Genomic DNA, 15,884 nt, shown 5'->3' with positions numbered 1-15,884 from the left:
TCGTGAGGTGGGTGCAAGGGGCGGCTATTATACAGGCTCTTTTGGCGGCATAATACGCGCTTGCCCCGATTGTGAATTTCACCCATGGATAGCCTCAAGGCCGCGTTGATCAAATCGCTACTGACCGTCTGCGCCCTGCTGCCGCTTTCCTGGGCCAGGGCCCTGGGCCGCGGCGTGGTGCGACTCTATTGGCCGTTTGGCGCGCGCAGTCGCAAGGTGACCGAGCGCAATATCCAGTTGGCTTTTCCCGAATTGCGCGTGGACGATCAGAGACGGCTTGCGTTGCGCAGTCTGTGTGCCACAGGTGAACTCGCTACTGAGATGGGGCATGTGTGGTTGCGCTCCTGGGAACACGTGCAGGGACTGATTCAGTCCGTTGAGGGCGCTGATTTCATTCGCCGGGCCCAGTCTGCAGGGCGTGGGGTAATTGTCCTCGCACCGCACATCGGTAACTGGGAGATTATTGGCCTGCACCTGGGCACGCTGGGCAGTACCGTTTCCTTGTATGAACCGCCGAAGATAAGGTCACTGGGACCGATGATAGAGCGCGCCCGCCAGCGCAGCGGCGCCACGCTGGTGCCTACGGATAGCCGTGGACTGGTGAAGCTGTTGAAAAGCGTAAAGGGTGGAGATATCTCCGGGATTTTGCCGGACCAGGCACCTGGCGATGTCAACTCCGGGGAGAATGCAGAGTTCATGGGAGTAAGCTGCTTCACCCCTACCCTGGCCAGCAACATGATTCGCCGCACCGGGGCATTGGCCGTCTTTGGCATGGCCGAGCGCGTGCCGGGTGGCTTTGCCCTGCGCTACTTCCTTGCTGAAGAGGCCATTTATGACAAGGACAATCACATTTCTTTGGCCGCGATGAACAGAGGGGTGGAACGCTGCGTTGCGCAATGCCCGGAGCAATACCAGTGGGAGTACAAGCGTTTTCGCGTGCGGCCCAGGCAGGGTCCCGGAGTATACGATGACCTTTGATTGGCTCTGGCGCAGGTCACTGCTGCGTCCCCGGCCCTGACAACGTCCAGCAATGAAACACGACAGATTGATACAACGAGGGCACTACTTTTGTTTTACGGTAAACTGATTGGCGGCATCATCGGCCTGCTCACACTGGGACCTCTGGGCCTGATCATCGGCCTGTTTGTCGGCCACTTGTTCGACAAGGGTCTGTGGCAGACCATGAAGTTTGCCTCGCCACAAAATATTGCCCGCATCAAGGACAGCTTCTTTGAGACCACGTTCTTGCTATCCGGCTTTGTTGCCAAGGCGGATGGTCGCATCTCGGAACTGGAGATTGCGCACACGGAAGCCGTTTTCAAACAGATGGGGCTCAGCGCTGAACAGCGCAAGCGCGCCATCGGTTTGTTCCAAAAGGGTGCCAGTGTAGAGTTCGAACCGGAGCCGGCTGTAGCCAGCTTTATGGTGGTTTCTCGCGGTCAGCGCCAACTCTGCCAGACGCTGCTGTTTTTCCTTATCTCCCTGGCGCTTGCCGATCACGAGATTGACCAGACCGAGACCGCGGCGCTGCAACGCATTGCCACCCTGCTCGGCTTCAACCCGTCACAGCTTGAGCAGTTCCTGCGTATGGCCCAGGCCCAGGACCATTTCCACGGCTCCGCCGGCGCGGGCAGACAATCGGGCACCAGCCTGGAAGATGCCTACACGGCTCTGGGCGTGACCTCTGATGTTGACGATAAGGCACTCAAGCGGGCCTACCGCAAGTTGATGAGTGAAAACCACCCGGACAAGCTGATTGCCCAGGGCGTGCCGGAGGATATGGTCAAGCTTGCCACTGAGCGCTCGCAGGAGATTCAGGCAGCGTATGAGATGGTTAAGAAGGCCCGGGGGTTGTAGGTTTTTGTTTTGGCTATCAGCCCCGGCAGTGAGGGGTGGCTTAACGGGAGCGCAAAAGCGCCATCCATGGCAGCTCGGGCTCGGCCGTCCCTGGCCTCGCACGTCCCGTAAAGCCACCCCTCACCGCCGGACCGCCGGACCGCTGGCCGATCACGACTATAGACTACCCAACAATCAGATCCGCCAGAACATCGGTGTGAACAACACCAGTAGTGTGAACACCTCCAGTCGGCCCAGTAGCATGGCAAAACACAATATAGCCTTTGCCGTGTCTGAGATAGAGGCGTAGTTAGCGGCCACTTCGCCCAGGCCGGGCCCGAGGTTGTTGATGGACGCAGCGACCGCGGAGAAGGCCGTGGTGAAGTCCAGTCCGGTGGCCATCAGCACCAGCATAATGACGATAAAACTGGTGGTGTAGACCGCGAAGAAGCTCCATACCGCGCTGACCACAGACGCCTCCACCCGGCGTCGGCCAACTTTCAGCGGGATAATTGCATTGGGATGTACCAGTTGTTTCAGTTCGCGCACGCCCTGCTTGTAAATGAGCATCAGGCGCATCGCCTTCATGCCGCCGCCGGTAGAGCCCACACAACCGCCCATGAAAGAAAACATCAACAGCATTACCGGTAGGAATGACGGCCACTGAGCGAAATCCTGGGTGGCAAACCCGGTAGTGGTGGTAATCGATACGGCCTGGAATATGCCGTGAACAACGCTGTCCGTGGGGTCCAGGGTTTTGCTGACGATCAGGTAAGCGCAGGTGATAGCGATACAGATCAGCAGCACGCTGGAGAAAAACCGGGTTTCTGAGTCCTTGCGATAGGGGGCGATGCTGCGCCGCCGCCAGAAGATAAAGTGCAGGCCGAAATTGATCGCCGAGATATACATGAACAGGCTGCAGATCATCAGAATTGCGTTGCTGTCAAAGTAGCCCATGCTCGCATCGTGTGTGGAGAAGCCACCTATGGCTACCGTTGACAGGGCGTGTGCTATGGCGTCGAATTCTGTCATGCCGGCTGCCCAGTACGCCACTGCACAAACCACAGTCAGGGTGATGTAGACAGTGGCCAGCGCTTTGGCCGTCTCGGTAATGCGCGGCGTGAGTTTACGGTCCTTCGACGGACCGGGGGTCTCTGCCTTGTACAGCTGCATGCCGCCAATGCCGAGCATGGGCAATACCGCCACGGCGACAACAATAATGCCGATGCCACCCATCCATTGCAGAAGCTGGCGGTAGATCAGTATGGAACTGGGCAGCGAGTCCAGGCCAACGATAACGGTGGCCCCGGTGGTGGTGAGGCCGGATATGGATTCGAAGATTGCTTCCGTGGTGGTCAGGTTAAGGCTGTTGGTCAGTGCAAAAGGGAGCGCGCCGAACAAGCCCAGTACGGTCCAGAACAGCGAGGTGATCAGGAAGCCGTCCCGAATTCGCAATTCATGCCGCGCATTCATGACTGGAACCCAGATGGCCAGTCCGGCAAAAAAGGTAATGCCAAGAGCAGAAAGGAAGCCGGCGGCGGTATCGTCTTCGGCCACCAGCGCGGTCCCCAGGGGTATCAGCATGGTACTGGAGAACAGCATCAGTAGGATGCCGAGGATGCGCAGTGAGACGGAAATATGCATGTATCAGAAGAACCCAAAACCCACGGCGAACAGTTTCTCCACGGCGTTGATCTTGCGCTGGTCAACCAGGAACAGAATGACGTGATCGTCTGTTTCCACTACCACGTCGCTGTGGGCCATCATTACCTCCTCGCCGCGCACGATGGCGCCGATAGTCACACCTTCCGGTAGCGAAATTTCGTCGAGGCGCCTGCCCACTACCTTGGAAGAGTGACTGTCGCCGTGCGCGGTGACCTCAATTGCCTCCGCTGCACCGCGTCGAAGTGAGTGTACGTTGCTGATGTCGCCTTTGCGTACATGGGTAAGCAGGCTGCCGATGGTGATCTGCTGCGGCGATATGGCGATGTCAATTTCGTCCCCCACCAGCTCTGCATAGGCTGGATTGGTGATCAGCGTGATTACCTTCTTGGCGCCCATGCGCTTGGCCAGCATGGACATCATGATGTTGGATTCATCGTTGTTGGTGAGCGCACAGAACACGTCATTGGCTTCAATGTTTTCCTGAGCCAGCAGCTGTGGCTCAGATGCGCTGCCATTGAGCACAATCGTGTGTAGCAAACGTTCTGCAAGCACGCGGCAGCGCTTGTAGGACTGCTCTATCACCTTGACCTGGTAGCTGTTCTCGATGGACTGTGCCAGTGTCGCACCAATATTGCCGCCGCCAGCGATCATCACTCGCTTGTAGGGTTTGTCAATACGCCGCAGTTCTGCCATCACCGCGCGAATATTTTCCCTGGCAGCAATAAAGAACACCTCATCGCCCGCCTCTACTACAGTGTCTCCCTCGGGAATGATCGGCCGGTCCTGCCGGAAAATCGCGGCGACCCGGGTGTCAACTTTAGGCATGTGGGTACGTATTTCGCGCAGCTCGTGTCCGACTATCGGCCCACCGTGATACGCACGCACAGCGACGAGTTGCACTCTACCGTCGGCAAAATCCAGTACCTGCAGTGCTCCCGGATTCGCGATCAGCTGCTGAATGTTCCGGGTGACCAGCTGCTCCGGGCCGATGATAACGTCGACGGGAATGTGATCGCGGGTAAACAGTTGCTCCTGGTGAGCGAGGTAGTTGGGCGAGCGCACCCGGGATATCTTGGTCGGCGTGTTAAACAGCGTGTGGGCGACCTGGCAGGCCATCATGTTGATTTCATCGGAGTTGGTGACAGCGATGAGCATGTCGGCGTCTTCTGCCCCAGCCTTGTACAGGGTATTGGGATGTGAGGCGCCACCGGCGACCGTACCGATATCCAGCCGGTCCTGCAGGGCACGCAGCTTGCTACCGTCGGTGTCGACTACGGTAATGTCATTTTGTTCGTTGGCGAGGTGTTCTGCCAGGGTGCCGCCGACCTGGCCGGCGCCGAGAATTATGATTTTCATCGCTTGCGGGCTCAGCTAACTATGCGGGAACAATAAAGAAAAGGCCTGTACATTGTAAGGGCTCCCGGGGGAAATTGTGCACAAAGGGAAGGCTGGCCTGTGCTGCCGATACGTGGGCGTGCGGCGCTCATGTTTTTTGCAACAGGCTGTAGTACAGGCCATCGGGCCCATTTTGCAAGGGCAAAAGTTGTCGGCCGCAGCGCGTCTCCTGCCCCCAGTTCGCCTCCATGGGCACAAGTCTGGCGTCAGAATACTGTTGCAAAAAGGCCCGGATCACACTGTCGTTCTCGCCATCCAATAAGGAGCAGGTCGCATAGAGCAGCTGCCCGCCTGGCTTCAGCAGCGGCCACAGTCCGGCCAGTATGCTCAACTGCTGCCTGCCAAGTGTGGGAATGTCGCCCTCTCGCCTGAGCAGCTTGACGTCCGGATGACGGCGGATGACGCCGCTCGCGCTGCAGGGTGCATCCACCAGTACGCGGTCAAAGCCCGCCGCCAGATCGGCTGGCGGGTTGGTCGCATCCATCTCCTGTAGTGCAGCGCGCAGGTCCAGGCGCTGCAGGTTTTCTTCCACGCGCTCCAGGCGCAGGGCGTCGACGTCGGTGGCCACCAGCTCTGCCATGTCTGGCTGCAATTCGAGAATATGACAGCTCTTGCCGCCAGGTGCAGCACAGGCATCCAGCACCCGTTCCCCGGGTTGTGCTGCCAGTAGTGATGCAGCCATTTGTGCCGCCTCATCCTGAACGCTTACCCATCCGTCGCTGAAGCCGGGAAGGTCAGCAACGTCTTGCGGCGTTTGCAGGTAAATCGCTTGTGCAGAGAGCTTACCCGGTGTGGACTCTATGCCCGCCTCAGCCAGGCTTGCCAGGTAGGTATCGCGATCTATGCGCTGCGTGTTTACGCGCAGCGTCATGGGTGGCTGGCTATTGTTGGCGCGAAAAATCTGTTCGCTATGCTCTGGCCACTGTTCCCTGATCGCGTTGTAGAGCCATTCGGGGTGCGCTGCGCAGACACTGGGTTCAAGCGCGGCAAGCAGAGACTCGCGCTCACGCAGGAAACGCCGCAGGATGGCGTTGGACAGGCCCCTGGCCCAGGGCTTCTTTAGTGCCCGGGTGGCCGCCACCGTAGCTGAAACGGCTGCGTGATCGGGTATCCGGGTGTCCTCGAGCTGATACAAGCCACAAAGCAAAAGGCTCTCCACATCGCGGTCCTTGTCGCGCAAGGGCTTGTCGAGAAGCTGGCGTAATATGCCCTGCAGCCGCGGCGCCCTGCGCAGGGTGCCATAGCAAAGTTGCTGCAACAGGCCACGGTCTCGCGCTGACACCCTGGTCAGCGCATGGGGGAGCACCTGATTCAATGACCTGCCCGCCATCACCTCGGCGAGTACGTGGGCGGCGACAGCGCGGGTGTCAGTGGCCATCAGCTGCCGGCTTTGGGTGAGAAACAGCTACCGGCTGCAAACAGCCCGGCGTTGCCATTGAGCACCTGCTCCGCGCCCAGCGGCTTTGCACCGGGCAGTTGTAGTTGCTGTATGGCCAGCTGGCCTTGACCGCAATTAACCAGAATGCCTTCGCGATTGGCGCGCAGGATGGTGCCGGGCGGCTCCGGCAGTGGAGCGGTTCCTGCCACCTGTGCCTGCCACAGCTTAATGCGTTGGCCCTTCAGGTGGGTGAAGCAAATGGGAAAAGGGTTAAAAGCCCGCACCGCGCGATCGAGTTCGCTGGCGGGGAGAGTCCAATCCAGCTCCGCCTCGCTCTTCAGTATCTTGCTGGCGTAGCTGGCCTGGCTGTCATCCTGTTGGGTGGCGCCGGCCTGGTATGTGGTCAGGTCGGCAAGGACTTCGCGCAACAGGGGCGCGCCCAGCTGCGCCAGCCGATCGTGAAGACTGGCGGCCGTGGTCTGCGCGTCAATGGCGCAGCGAACCGTGGCGAGCATATCGCCGGTATCGAGGCCCTCATCCATCTGCATGATAGTGATACCGGTCTCGCTGTCCCCCGCTTCGATGGCCCGCTGGATGGGAGCGGCACCGCGCCAGCGTGGCAGTAACGAGGCATGCACGTTGAGGCAACCCAGTTTCGGTGCCCGCAAAACCGGGGCTGGAAGAATCAGGCCATAGGCAACGACGATCATGGCATCGGCTCCCAGGCCTGCGAGGTGGGCTTGCTCCTGCGCATCGCGCAGGGTCGCCGGTTGGCATACCGGTATACCTGCGGCCAGTGCCATTTGCTTTACCGGACTTGCCTGCAGCTTCTTGCCGCGACCTGCGGGCCGGTCAGGCTGCGTGTAGACAGATAGAAGTTGGTGCTCACTATCAATAAGCGCCTCTAGATGTAAAGCAGAGAATGCCGGCGTGCCTGCAAATATCAATTTCAGGGACACCTCAGGTCAGGCCCGGCGGCGCTGGTCTTTCTCCAGCTTTTTGCGAATGCGATTGCGCTTCAACGGCGACAGATAGTCGACAAAAAGCTTGCCGTCGAGGTGGTCTATTTCGTGCTGCAGACAGATCGCCAGCAGGCCGTCCAATTCCCGTGTGTTACTGCTGCCGTCGCGCTGCAGTGATGTCACCCGGACTCGCCGGGGGCGATTGACGGTTTCGTAGAAACCGGGCACCGACAGGCAGCCCTCATCATATTCCCCCAGCTCCGGGTCGAGGATTTCCACCTCCGGATTAATGAACACCATAGGTTCCCGGTGATCTTCCGAGATATCTATCACCAGAATACGTTCGTGGACGTTGACCTGGGTAGCGGCCAGGCCGATACCCGGGGCCGCGTACATGGTCTCGAGCATGTCGTCGATTAGTGCACGGTGCGCATCAGTAACTGTCTCCACCGGTTTGGCAACAGTGCGCAGGCGGGGATCGGGAAATTCCAGTATGTCCAGTACTGCCATGGTTCAGGGCGCTCTTTCTTCAATTATCGGGAGCCGCGGTGAGGTGCGGGAAAAGTAACTTTTTGGCTTGCCAGCGACACAGCGCGGCAGCACACTGTAGGCTATTATACTGTCTGGGAATAAGGGGTGCCCAGTGGTGACGGCAAAGTTCGTCCACCGGGTGATAATTCCTGACAGGCACCGAGTACGGGTGAAAGCCGGCCCGGTGAGGTGCGGCTGTCAGCGCTTTTGCGGCTGGCGGAACATAAAAATGGCCAGGCAGGGACGGAAAAAATGAAAATAAGGTCACTCTCGATCGGGTTGCTGTTGGTATCGCTGATGTTCAGTGCATTCCTGCAGGCAGCAGTGGAGCTGAAGGAAAACGTACCAGAGACCTATATCGTCAAAAAGGGCGATACCCTCTGGGGAATCTCCGGGATGTATCTCAGCGAGCCCTGGCTGTGGCCAGAACTGTGGGATGTGAACCCGCAGATAGACAACCCCCACCTGATCTACCCCGGTGACGAACTTTATCTGGTTTGGATAGACGGCCGGCCCCGGCTGCGCCTGCGACGTGGACGTGACGTCAAGCTGACGCCAAGCATGCGGGTCAATCCGCTGGATCTGGCGATACCCGTTATTCCCCTGGACCAGATTGGCGCCTTTCTGCTGCGCCACCGCATCCTGGGTGCTGATGACCTTAACAACTCCGCTTACATTGTCGCCGGTGATCAGGGCCACCTGATCAGCGCCCCGGGTGACCTGATTTTCGGCCGCGGGCCTTTCCCCGACGGTGAACGCACCTACGGAATTTATCGGCCAGGCGAGACCTACAGGGATCCTCTAACAGAAGAGCTTCTCGGATACCAGGCTCAGGATATCGGCAACGCCAAGCTGCTTTCCTCCAACAAGGATGATGTCACCGAGCTGGAAATTAATCGCGTCACCGAAGAAGTGCGCATGGCCGACCGTCTGCTGCCCATGGAAGAAAAGATTATCGACGCCACTTTCCATCCGCGTGCACCGGAGGCAGAAATCGTGGACGCCTACATGATTGCAGTCGATGGCGGCGTGACCCAGATCGGCACCACAGATATCGTGGTGATTAACAAGGGGCTGCGCGATGGCCTTGAAGCCGGTCACGTGCTGGCGATATACCAGTCGGGTGAGCTCGTTTTTGACCAGGTTGCCCAGGAAAACGTGCGCCTCCCGGATGTGCGCGCGGGTCTGGCCATGGTGTTCGAGTCATTTGAAAAGGCCAGCTATGCGCTGGTGTTGAAGTCAAATCGCCCGTTGAAGGTGATGGACAAGGTCAAGAACCCCTGATGCGCCAAACGGCACCGCTGGATGCGGTGCCGGGCTGCGCCAGGCGCAGAATTGAATAGATAACCGACACGACGTCAAGGATGATGTATGAGTGTTGCCGACCCCGATCTGCGGGCCGCGTTGGATGCGGTAGACGCAAAAGCGCTTTCTCTCCCCGATCCGCGTTATCCCGCCCTGCTTAGAACCATCAAGGATCCGCCGCAGACACTCTATGTTCGCGGCGATGTTGAACTGTTGAGCAAGCCACAACTGGCGATTGTTGGTGCTCGTCGCGCCACCGCTATGGGCCTGAAACTTGCCGAGGAAATTGCCGGTGCTGCCACCCGGGCCGGCCTGGGAGTCTGTAGTGGCCTGGCCCTGGGAATTGACGGCGCGGCGCACCGTGGTGCCCTGATAGCCGGTGGCAGCACTGTTGCAGTGATGGCTACCGGGGTGGAGCGTATTTATCCCCATCGGCACAGCGGCTTGGGGGAGGAAATTGCCGCTGCAGGCTGTGTGGTCACCGAATTCCCTCCGGGCACCCCGCCTCTGCCGCACAATTTTCCCAGACGCAACCGTATAATTAGCGGCTTATCGTTGGGGGTTCTGGTGGTCGAGGCGGCATTACCCAGTGGTTCGTTGATCACTGCCAACATTGCGGCGGAGCAGGGTCGCGAGGTCTTTGCCCTACCCTGGTCGGTTGCCCATAAGGGTGGCACAGGTTGCCTGCACCTGCTGCGAGACGGCGCTAAAATGGTTCAGGGCATAGAGGATATCCTCGAGGAACTGGACTCCCTTTATGGACTGCAGTTGTCCCTGCTGGAAAGGCCCCGGACCGGGCCTGCCGACACCGGGGCCCGGTCTGATCTACTGGCGTTGCTGGGTTATGAGGCAGTATCCGTTGACCAGCTATCCGCCGCGAGCGGTATCTCTTCTGCAGATATCCTGCCGGAGCTTTCCAGACTGGAACTGCAGGGTCTGGTGGACCGTTGTCCCGGAGGCTACATACGCACCCGCTAGAGCTTTCTTTTGCTTGCCAATCCGCAGCGGCTTGGTTACGTTTCCTGCCAATCGTTGGTGTTACCCGGCTTGAGCTTACTAGCACTGGCCGCAAGTCGCCCATAGGAATGACCATGCCCGCCAGTCCCTCAACGCTGCGCCTGAGCGCAGCAGTCGCCGCCCTGCGTTCGGGGGGTGTAGTGGCTTGTCCCACCGAAGCCGTCTGGGGACTGTCCTGCGACCCTTACAGCGAGCGTGCGGTAGCGCGTGTCCTTGAGTTGAAGGGCCGTCCGGTGGAAAAAGGCTTGATACTGGTCGCCGGCAACGAAAGCCAGATAGCCTTTCTCCTGGAGGGCCTCGACGGCGATCAGCGTCAACGCCTAAGCGACAGCTGGCCGGGCCCTAATACCTGGCTGGTACCTCATCATCATCGGGTGCCACCCTGGGTTCATGGTGCCTTTGACACAGTGGCAGTGCGGGTGAGCAGTCACCCGGTTGTGCGTGCGCTGTGCGAGGCTTTTGGCGGACCCCTGATTTCCACGTCTGCTAACCCCGCGGGCGCGCAACCGCCGCGTGCTGGTTTTCAGGTGCTGCGATATTTTGGCGGCGCCCTGGACGGCATGCTGCCCGGCGCGGTAGGTCGCTCCGATCGCCCCAGCCAGATCCGTGATTTGCACAGCGGAGACCTGATTCGCGCCTGAGGACGCTATTGCCTATTGCTCGGTGGCGCGGGTGCGTATAATGCTGCCGCCATCATATAAGGAAAAAGGCCCTGAGATGCAGATTGAACAGGTCAAAGCCTACCTAATTTCCCTGCAGGACAGTATTTGCGCCGCCCTGGCCGAGGAAGACGGACGCGCGGATTTCATCAGCGATGAATGGCAGCGAGAGGAAGGCGGCGGCGGCCGTAGTCGTGTGTTAGCGGACGGCGCGGTGTTTGAAAAGGCCGGCGTCAATTTTTCCCATGTGATGGGCGCAAACCTGCCGCCCTCGGCGACCGCGTCCCGGCCCGAACTGGCCGGGCGTAGCTACCAGGCTATGGGCGTCTCCCTGGTGATTCACCCGCACAACCCCTATGTCCCTACCTCTCATGCCAATGTGCGCATGTTCGTTGCCGAGAAGGAAGGCGCTGAACCCATCTGGTGGTTCGGTGGCGGCTACGATTTGACCCCCTACTACGGCGACCGGGAGGACTGCATTGCGTGGCATGCCGAAGCCCGCGCTGCCTGCGCCCCGTTTGGCGATGAGGTCTATCCGCGCTTCAAAACCTGGTGTGACGAGTATTTCTACCTGAAGCACCGCAAGGAACCTCGCGGTGTGGGCGGGCTGTTTTTCGACGACCTCAATGAGTGGGACTTCGCTACCTGCTTTGGGTTTATGCGCGCTGTGGGCGATTCCTTCATCCGCGCGTACCGGCCCATTGTTGCCCGGCGCAAGGATACGCCCTACGGTGATCGCGAGCGTCAGTTCCAACTCTATCGACGCGGCCGCTACGTGGAATTCAACCTGGTGTACGACCGTGGCACCCTCTTCGGACTGCAGTCTGATGGACGCACAGAGGCAATATTGATGTCTCTGCCGCCGCTGGTGCGCTGGGAATACGATTATCATCCCGACCCGGGTACCCCCGAAGCGGAACTGACGGCTTACTATCTACAGGATCGCGACTGGCTGGCAGGTGCATGACGATGACGGTGAAGGACAAGTACGCGGTTTTCGGCAACCCGATCAAGCACAGTAAATCGCCCATTATTCACGCGGCTTTCGCCGCCCAGTGTGCCCAGGCAATGCAGTATCGCGCCGTGCGCGTGGATCTGGGCGGGTTTGACCGCGCGGCGAACAAATTTTTTGCCGACGGCGGCAAGGGCTTGAATATCACCCTCCCCTTCAAGGAAGACGCCTTCCGGTTCGCTGGCCGTCTCAGTGAGCGGGCCTCGCGCGCGCGCGCGGTAAATACTCTCAACCTCGCCGCAGACGGTGTTATTGAAGGCGACAATACCGATGGTGTCGGGCTGGTGCGCGATATGGTGGCGAACCTGGGTTGGGTGGTACGAGGCCTGCGGGTGCTGATTATAGGCGCCGGCGGTGCCGTGCGTGGTGTGCTTGAGCCGCTGCTGCGGGAGCGACCTGAGGGCATTTTGATCGTCAATCGCACTGCCTCCCGGGCGGAGCAACTGGCAGCAGAGTTTACGGACCTGGGCGCTATTTCCGGCGGCGGTTACGAGCTGATCGAGGAGTGCCAGTTTGACCTGGTGATCAATGCCAGTAGTGCCGGCCTGGAGGGAGAAACGCCGGAGATGCCCAGCTCGATACTCACCGAACGCAGCTGCTGTTATGACATGCTTTACGCTGCCGAGCCCACCCCCTTCATGCGCTGGGCTGCCCATCATGCAGCCTGGGCTGTGACTGATGGCGTGGGTATGCTGGTTGAACAGGCTGCGCAGTCCTTCTACATCTGGCGCGGACTGCGACCGGAAACGCAGTCGGTGATTGCTAGTATCCGCGGAGGCACGCAGGCGGCCTGACGGGTCGTTGAAGGCAAGTGCAACCCTGCGCGTGCTACACATCCTGCAGGTATGGGAGTGTGCGAGGGCCCGCTAGCCGCTAGCGGGCCCGGCAAAACCTCAAGAAAGTTCCCATCGACTATATTGTCTCCAGCTCAGCAATATGCTGATCCTTCAGCTTCACATAATTGCCCGCCACGTATACGAAGAAATCCAGCTCCTTCTGGCTTAACCCCCGCACCTCCCGGGCAGGGGTGCCCGCGTAGAGATAGCCACTGCGTAATTGCTTACCGGGGGTAACCAGTGCACCCGCGGCGACCACGACGTCACTCTCGACTACCGCCCCGTCCATGATAATAGCGCCCATGCCCACCAATACCCTGTCGCCGACCGTGCAACCATGCAGCATGGCGCCGTGGCCGATGGTGACATCAGCGCCTATCTGGAGTGGAAAACCGTCGGGGTTGAAGGGGCCGGCATGGGTAATGTGCAGCACGCTGCTGTCCTGAACGCTGGTGCGCTCGCCTATAGAGATACTGTGCATGTCCCCGCGAATGGTGGCCTGGGGCCAGACTGAGACATCGTCAGCCAGGCTGACATCGCCCAGCACCACTGCGCTGGGGTCGATCAGTACCCTGTTTGCCACGTTTGGGCGTTTGCCCTGGAAGTCGCGCAAGCTGGTTGGCGTATAGTGATTCATGGTCTGCTCCCTGGGTTGAGGGCTGCTACAATAGCCACAGTTTTCGCCAGTGGCCAGTCCAGATGAACATGAACACAACTTCACGACGCCGTCGCTTCATCGCCGGGGCGGTGTGTCCTCGTTGCGGTGAGATGGACAAGATCGTAGTGGATATGGAAACCCAGACCCGGGAGTGCGTAGCCTGTAATTTCAGTGAAGCGCGACCGCAAGACAATACGGCACAGGAACTGCCCACGCGGGTCAGCCGTGCCGCCGCCCGTCGCGTGGAAACCCCTGCCGAAGCGGTGACCCTCATCGACCCGCGAAAGAACGAAGATTAGTATCCCAGGCGAAGCCTGATTGTCTGGTCGGACCGGGTCAGCGAACTGCTCGAAATCAGCACCGAAGGACCAGGCCCTGTGCCTGCACGGCTTTTGACCCGCTCCCAAACATACTCTCTCTCCAGGTGGTGTGAGGCGGCAAACTGCACCAGGCGCTCGAGGCGAGTGGCCAGTTCGTCCCCGAGAAGGTAATGCACCACCAGGTTCGCCTCGGTCATATCCAGCGGCAGCAGCGGCCTTTGCAGGTGGCGAATGTGGTGGTCGTTGACCTCTTCCAGTAATCGATGGGCAAGAAAGGCTTCATCCAGCACGGCCTCCAACCCCTCGTCATCGGATAACACGTCCGGGGGCTGTAAAAAATAGTCTTCTGCCATGTGCAGGAAGGGAGCGGCGTAGTCATGAAAGCCTTGCTGCTTGCTGATTGCAGTGACCAGGTTGATACTGCCCGGGACGCTTTCGATGTAATTCACCACAAAGGCCATCAGGGCGGCGAGTGGTTTGTCGACGGGTAGCACCAGCTTTTCATGCAGCGCTGGCAGGCGCTCCGTCAGCAACCCGTGAAAGGCCCCCGTCTCCTGCTCATGGGCAAGGGCGGCGGTGATCGTCTCTCTGATGCCGGCTGTAGTCATGGTACGGCCCGGGTCGCGTGTTGCGGACGAAGCTCTTGCTTCAGGCTAGTACAATCCGCGGGATTGGCTAGCTCTGATTTGCGGGTAACCAGCGCTGTTCGCGAGTGAGGCGAGCAAACCAGTAGAACAGCGTGAGCCCGCGAGCAAGATTAAAGGCGGTGAAAGCCAGCCAGAGACCGTGGTTGCCCATGCCCAGGGTGAGATACCACAGGGGCAGATAGATGACGGATACACTGAGTAGCATGGTCGACATCATGTAATGTGTCTCAGCGGCACCGATAAATATCCCGTCAAGTAAATAGCTGGGCCCTGCCGCAAGGGGCAGCACGATGAGCCACGGAAAATACAGCAACATAAGTTCTTTTACAGAATCCAGTCCTGTCAGTAGATCTACCAGGACCAGCTGCAGTGACCACAGGCTGAAGCTCACCGTCCCGGCGGCGATCGCGGTCCACAGGGCACAGCGTCGTACGGTCCGGTGAAAAGCCTGAAGTTGTCCGGCCCCCAGGGACTGTCCGCAGAGGCCCTCGGCGGCAAAGGCGAAGCCGTCCATGCCGTAGGCGGCCATCATCATAAGTTGCATCATCAGGGTGTTGGCGGCGAGGACCTCGGTGCCTAGATTCTCGCCCTGGGCGGTGAAAAAGGCGAAGCTGAACAGCAGACAAAGCGTGCGCACAAACAGGTGACGATTGCTCTGCATGATATGTTTGTAAGCATTCGCTTCTGTTAAATCTATTGCCAGGTCTGGCCAGTTTATGGGAGGCAGCTTTCTGAAGACTGCGAACAGAGCGATAGCACAGCCCAGGTACTCGGCGCAGACTGTAGCTATTGCGGCACCGTCACTGTACAAGCCCAGACCCATGATCAGCAGGAAATCCAGGGCGATGTTGGTCAGGTTGGTAATGATGACAATCACCATAGGCCAACGCGTATCCTGCCGACCAATGAACCAGCCGACCACGGTATAGGTTACCAGCACTGCAGGAGCACTGTAGATTCGAATACCTGCATAGGACGCGGTCAGGGGCTGTAATTCCGCATCCGGCGCCATTAGCCAAAGACCCAAACTGATCAACGGCTGGTGGCACAGCAATATGAGCGCGGCCAGGCCCAGGGCCAGCACGCTGGATCTAGCGAGTATCAATATAGAACGGTAGTTGTCCCCAGCCCCCTCGGCGCGGGCGACAAGGCCGGTGGTACCCATGCGCAGGAAACTGAAGCCCCAGTACAGAAAAGAGAGCAGTGCTGCGCCGATTGCAACGGCGCCGAGATAGTTGCTGCTGTCGAGATGGCCCAGTATGGCTGAGTCAACCAAACCCAACATCGGTATGGATATATTGGAGAGAATAGCTGGCCAGGCTATGCCCCAGATTTTGTGGTCCAGCTGTTTGTTGCTCTGCATATATTGTCTTTAGAGGCGGTTCGAACGGGGCCAAGCCCGCTTGGGGTAAGGCCTGGGCGACTGATCAGTGGGCACTAAATGCTTTGGTATTGTCAATGACTGCGGTTATACTTCCGGCGGTTTGCCGGTGCGTCGAAATGTCGCACCAGCGGCAAAAGTGAGTCAGCTGGTAAATCATACCCTGTCCGTGGCGACTGTCCGTCGGTAACCCGGTGGTCAGACGACGGTTCGTTTTAGGGCGAAGTGTCTTCGAAACGCGCGAACAGAGGATAAAAAAGACCGGTTGTGGGGAAATCAATT

General features: G+C 59.1%; 16 protein-coding genes. 8 read left to right on the top strand and 8 right to left on the bottom strand.

What is annotated here, in order from left to right; translation table 11 throughout:
• Positions 1-84: 84 nt before the first annotated feature.
• Together C0039_RS01745 and djlA are read left to right on the top strand one after the other, a co-directional pair.
• Entirely contained in the window at positions 85-978 is an 894-nt protein-coding gene (locus C0039_RS01745; protein WP_101517068.1) for a lysophospholipid acyltransferase family protein, read from the top strand.
• A 90-nt stretch (positions 979-1,068) separates the two neighbouring features.
• Positions 1,069-1,857, top strand: a complete 789-nt coding sequence (gene djlA / locus C0039_RS01740) for a co-chaperone DjlA (protein ID WP_076002192.1) — start codon at positions 1,069-1,071, stop codon at positions 1,855-1,857.
• A gap of 174 nt (positions 1,858-2,031) precedes the next feature.
• On the opposite strand, the gene C0039_RS01735 is transcribed toward djlA, so the two are convergent.
• From C0039_RS01735 to def, 5 genes are all read right to left on the bottom strand, one after another.
• A complete protein-coding gene (locus C0039_RS01735) occupies positions 2,032-3,480 on the bottom strand; it encodes a TrkH family potassium uptake protein (protein ID WP_075999726.1) in 1,449 nt (482 codons plus the stop codon).
• A 3-nt stretch (positions 3,481-3,483) separates the two neighbouring features.
• On the bottom strand, positions 3,484-4,857 hold the full coding sequence (gene trkA, locus C0039_RS01730) for a Trk system potassium transporter TrkA (RefSeq protein ID WP_075999725.1): 1,374 nt from the start codon (positions 4,855-4,857) through the stop codon (positions 3,484-3,486).
• Positions 4,858-4,984: 127 nt separating this feature from the next.
• Entirely contained in the window at positions 4,985-6,274 is a 1,290-nt protein-coding gene (gene rsmB, locus C0039_RS01725; RefSeq protein ID WP_101517067.1) for a 16S rRNA (cytosine(967)-C(5))-methyltransferase RsmB, read from the bottom strand.
• Positions 6,274-7,227 carry a methionyl-tRNA formyltransferase gene (fmt, locus tag C0039_RS01720; RefSeq protein WP_341476641.1) on the bottom strand — a complete coding sequence of 318 codons (954 nt, stop codon included), beginning with the start codon at positions 7,225-7,227 and terminating at the stop codon, positions 6,274-6,276. The genes rsmB and fmt overlap by 1 nt, the downstream gene beginning before the upstream one ends.
• A gap of 12 nt (positions 7,228-7,239) precedes the next feature.
• The gene (gene def, locus C0039_RS01715; protein WP_101517066.1) at positions 7,240-7,746 is read right to left on the bottom strand and encodes a peptide deformylase; all 507 of its coding nucleotides are present in this window, start codon (positions 7,744-7,746) and stop codon (positions 7,240-7,242) included.
• A gap of 273 nt (positions 7,747-8,019) precedes the next feature.
• On the opposite strand from def, the gene C0039_RS01710 reads away from it, so the two are divergent.
• The 5 genes from C0039_RS01710 (at position 8,020) to aroE (ending at position 12,554) form a co-directional block, all read left to right on the top strand.
• Entirely contained in the window at positions 8,020-9,051 is a 1,032-nt protein-coding gene (locus C0039_RS01710; protein ID WP_076002191.1) for a LysM peptidoglycan-binding domain-containing protein, read from the top strand.
• A gap of 87 nt (positions 9,052-9,138) precedes the next feature.
• The gene (gene dprA / locus C0039_RS01705) at positions 9,139-10,050 is read left to right on the top strand and encodes a DNA-processing protein DprA (RefSeq protein WP_101517065.1); all 912 of its coding nucleotides are present in this window, start codon (positions 9,139-9,141) and stop codon (positions 10,048-10,050) included.
• A 113-nt stretch (positions 10,051-10,163) separates the two neighbouring features.
• Positions 10,164-10,730 (top strand): L-threonylcarbamoyladenylate synthase type 1 TsaC, encoded by a 567-nt coding sequence (gene tsaC, locus C0039_RS01700; RefSeq protein WP_076002190.1) that lies wholly within the window; start codon positions 10,164-10,166, stop codon positions 10,728-10,730.
• Positions 10,731-10,806: 76 nt separating this feature from the next.
• On the top strand, positions 10,807-11,715 hold the full coding sequence (hemF, locus tag C0039_RS01695) for an oxygen-dependent coproporphyrinogen oxidase (RefSeq protein WP_101517064.1): 909 nt from the start codon (positions 10,807-10,809) through the stop codon (positions 11,713-11,715).
• Positions 11,716-11,717: 2 nt separating this feature from the next.
• Positions 11,718-12,554, top strand: coding sequence for a shikimate dehydrogenase (gene aroE / locus C0039_RS01690; protein WP_075999719.1), 837 nt, complete (start codon positions 11,718-11,720; stop codon positions 12,552-12,554).
• 118 nt (positions 12,555-12,672) lie between these two features.
• Here aroE and C0039_RS01685 read toward each other — a convergent pair whose 3' ends face one another.
• Positions 12,673-13,233 carry a gamma carbonic anhydrase family protein gene (locus C0039_RS01685; RefSeq protein ID WP_075999718.1) on the bottom strand — a complete coding sequence of 187 codons (561 nt, stop codon included), beginning with the start codon at positions 13,231-13,233 and terminating at the stop codon, positions 12,673-12,675.
• Between the two features lie 62 nt (positions 13,234-13,295).
• Between C0039_RS01685 and C0039_RS01680 the strand changes: the two genes are divergently transcribed.
• On the top strand, positions 13,296-13,553 hold the full coding sequence (locus C0039_RS01680; RefSeq protein ID WP_198171862.1) for a YheV family putative zinc ribbon protein: 258 nt from the start codon (positions 13,296-13,298) through the stop codon (positions 13,551-13,553).
• Here the strand turns inward: C0039_RS01680 and C0039_RS01675 are convergent.
• Together C0039_RS01675 and C0039_RS01670 are read right to left on the bottom strand one after the other, a co-directional pair.
• A complete protein-coding gene (locus C0039_RS01675) occupies positions 13,550-14,182 on the bottom strand; it encodes a hypothetical protein (RefSeq protein ID WP_101517063.1) in 633 nt (210 codons plus the stop codon). The genes C0039_RS01680 and C0039_RS01675 overlap by 4 nt on opposite strands.
• Positions 14,183-14,249: 67 nt before the next feature.
• The gene (locus tag C0039_RS01670) at positions 14,250-15,584 is read right to left on the bottom strand and encodes an MATE family efflux transporter (protein ID WP_101517062.1); all 1,335 of its coding nucleotides are present in this window, start codon (positions 15,582-15,584) and stop codon (positions 14,250-14,252) included.
• Between the last annotated feature and the right edge of the window lie 300 nt (positions 15,585-15,884).

Origin of the sequence: Pseudohalioglobus lutimaris (assembly GCF_002866825.1) — a bacterium.
Lineage (GTDB): Bacteria > Pseudomonadota > Gammaproteobacteria > Pseudomonadales > Halieaceae > Halioglobus > Halioglobus lutimaris.
This window is presented reverse-complemented; position numbering and strand designations above follow the sequence as displayed.

Excerpts from the sequence above, each read along its gene's own strand:
- tsaC (WP_076002190.1), top strand. The coding sequence starts at position 10,164 with ATGCCCGCCAGTCCCTCAACGCTGCGCCTGAGCGCAGCAGTCGCCGCC.
- trkA (WP_075999725.1), bottom strand. The coding sequence starts at position 4,857 with ATGAAAATCATAATTCTCGGCGCCGGCCAGGTCGGCGGCACCCTGGCA.
- C0039_RS01685 (WP_075999718.1), bottom strand. The coding sequence starts at position 13,233 with ATGAATCACTATACGCCAACCAGCTTGCGCGACTTCCAGGGCAAACGC.
- aroE (WP_075999719.1), top strand. The coding sequence starts at position 11,718 with ATGACGGTGAAGGACAAGTACGCGGTTTTCGGCAACCCGATCAAGCAC.
- C0039_RS01745 (WP_101517068.1), top strand. The coding sequence starts at position 85 with ATGGATAGCCTCAAGGCCGCGTTGATCAAATCGCTACTGACCGTCTGC.
- rsmB (WP_101517067.1), bottom strand. The coding sequence starts at position 6,274 with ATGGCCACTGACACCCGCGCTGTCGCCGCCCACGTACTCGCCGAGGTG.
- C0039_RS01680 (WP_198171862.1), top strand. The coding sequence starts at position 13,296 with ATGAACATGAACACAACTTCACGACGCCGTCGCTTCATCGCCGGGGCG.
- hemF (WP_101517064.1), top strand. The coding sequence starts at position 10,807 with ATGCAGATTGAACAGGTCAAAGCCTACCTAATTTCCCTGCAGGACAGT.
- def (WP_101517066.1), bottom strand. The coding sequence starts at position 7,746 with ATGGCAGTACTGGACATACTGGAATTTCCCGATCCCCGCCTGCGCACT.
- dprA (WP_101517065.1), top strand. The coding sequence starts at position 9,139 with ATGAGTGTTGCCGACCCCGATCTGCGGGCCGCGTTGGATGCGGTAGAC.
- C0039_RS01670 (WP_101517062.1), bottom strand. The coding sequence starts at position 15,584 with ATGCAGAGCAACAAACAGCTGGACCACAAAATCTGGGGCATAGCCTGG.
- C0039_RS01735 (WP_075999726.1), bottom strand. The coding sequence starts at position 3,480 with ATGCATATTTCCGTCTCACTGCGCATCCTCGGCATCCTACTGATGCTG.
- C0039_RS01675 (WP_101517063.1), bottom strand. The coding sequence starts at position 14,182 with ATGACTACAGCCGGCATCAGAGAGACGATCACCGCCGCCCTTGCCCAT.
- C0039_RS01710 (WP_076002191.1), top strand. The coding sequence starts at position 8,020 with ATGAAAATAAGGTCACTCTCGATCGGGTTGCTGTTGGTATCGCTGATG.